General features: G+C 68.6%; 2 protein-coding genes. Both read right to left on the bottom strand.

Going from position 1 to position 1681, the window contains the following annotated elements:
* On the bottom strand, positions 1 to 576 hold a 576-nt coding region (locus AB0J09_RS64150), incomplete at its 3' end, for an LLM class flavin-dependent oxidoreductase (protein ID WP_360714243.1).
* A gap of 42 nt (positions 577 to 618) precedes the next feature.
* A complete protein-coding gene (locus tag AB0J09_RS64145) occupies positions 619 to 1599 on the bottom strand; it encodes an aldo/keto reductase (RefSeq protein ID WP_360714241.1) in 981 nt (326 codons plus the stop codon).
* Between the last annotated feature and the right edge of the window lie 82 nt (positions 1600 to 1681).

Below are 1681 nucleotides of genomic sequence, written 5' to 3'. Positions count from 1 at the left end.
GGCCGAGTGGCCGACGGCTGGATCCCCGGCCACTCGGCCGGTGGCGGCCAGGGATTTCGGGCCGACCGATCCGGTCCACACGGGAGGCGCGGCGACGGGAGCGGGCTCGATCTGGTGCACCTGGTAGTGGTTGCCCTGGTAGGTGACGGGAGGGCCGCCGCCCGACAGCAGCTTGACCAGGACGATCGCCTCCTCGAAGGCGTCCACGGCATCGCCGGGCGTCAGCCGCGGCACTCCCATGTCGGCGATGCGGTCCCACAGCCCGCCCGCGCCCATGCCGAGCACGATCCGGCCGCCCGACAGCGCCGACAGCGACGCCACTGTCCTGGCCAGCATGGGAGCGGGCCGGGTCGGCAGGTTGGTGACGTTGGCGAAGCCGACGATGTGCTGCGTACGCCCGAGGATGAAGCCGAGCGCGGCGTAGGCGTCCAGGCGACCGCCGATGTAGGGATGGTCTGACAATGTGAAGATGTCAAGCCCGTCCCGGTCGGCCTGCTGGGCCATGTGCAACAGCTCAGGTATGTCGTCAATGCCGGAATGCGCGCCAAAACCGAAGACGACGTTATGTGCGGACAATGCTCTGCCTTTCCATGCAACTTTCCGTACAAATGGAGATATTCACCAGGCGTACGCTTCCGGCGCGGGCTTGGCGCCGTTCGGGCCGGGCGGCGGGAACAGCTTGTCCAGCCTGGCCAGCGTGCCCTCGTCCAGGGTGATCGCCAGCGCGCGGAGCGAGCCGTCGAGCTGCTCAACCGTACGCGGCCCGATGATCGGTCCGGTCACGCCGTCCTGCGCGAGCAACCAGGCCAGCCCGACGTCGGCGGGGTCCTCGCCGATGCCGGCACACATCTTCTCGTACGCCTCGATCGTTTCCCGGTGCTTTGCGAGAGTGTGGGCCGATCGCCCGGAGTCGCCGCGAGAGGCGCCACCCTCCGTCTGCTTGCGCAGGACGCCGCCGAGCACTCCCCCGTGCAGCGGCGACCACGGGATCAGGCCCAGCCCGTAGTGCCGCGCCGCGGGCAGCACCTCCAGCTCGGCCCAGCGGTTCATCAGGTTATAGATGGACTGCTCGGCGACCAGGCCGAGCATATGCCGCGCACGCGCCGCCTCCTGTGCCTGGGCCAGGTGCCAGCCGGCGAAGTTGGACGAACCGAAGTAGAGCACCTTGCCCTGCTGTCGCAGGACGCTGAAGGCCTCCCAGATCTCCTCCCACGGAGTGCTCCTGTCGATGTGGTGCATCTGGTACACGTCGATGTGGTCGGTGCCCATCCGCTGGAGCGAGGCGTCGCACGCGCGCCTGATGTGCAGCGCGGACAGGCGGCTGTCGTTGGGCCACGCGCCCGTCGGGAGGTAGAGCTTGGTGGCCAGGACGGTCCTGTCGCGCCTGCCTCCCCCGGTGGCGAACCACCGGCCGATGATCTGCTCGGTGCGGCCTTCGCCGTACACGTTGGCGGTGTCGAAGAAGTTGATGCCGTGCTCGTGCGCACGGTTCATGATCGTGTGGCTGTCGTGTTCGGACGTTTCCGTCCCGAAGTTCATTGTGCCCAGGACGAGCCGGGACACCGAGAGGCCGCTGCGGCCCAGCTGGGTGTAGTCCATGTCAGGCGGCGCCGAACTGCTCGGTGAAGCGGCCGGTGAACAGGTCCGCGCCCTTGTACGCCGAGACCGTCTCGGCCGGGAC

It is taken from the genome of Nonomuraea sp. NPDC049784 (genome assembly GCF_040659615.1).
Lineage (GTDB): Bacteria > Actinomycetota > Actinomycetes > Streptosporangiales > Streptosporangiaceae > Nonomuraea.
The sequence above is the reverse complement of the archived record's forward strand: the minus strand, read 5'-3'. Positions and strand labels throughout refer to the sequence as shown.

Bases quoted from the DNA above. Each gene is read 5' to 3' on its own strand.
- AB0J09_RS64145 (WP_360714241.1), bottom strand. From the start codon at position 1,599: ATGGACTACACCCAGCTGGGCCGCAGCGGCCTCTCGGTGTCCCGGCTC.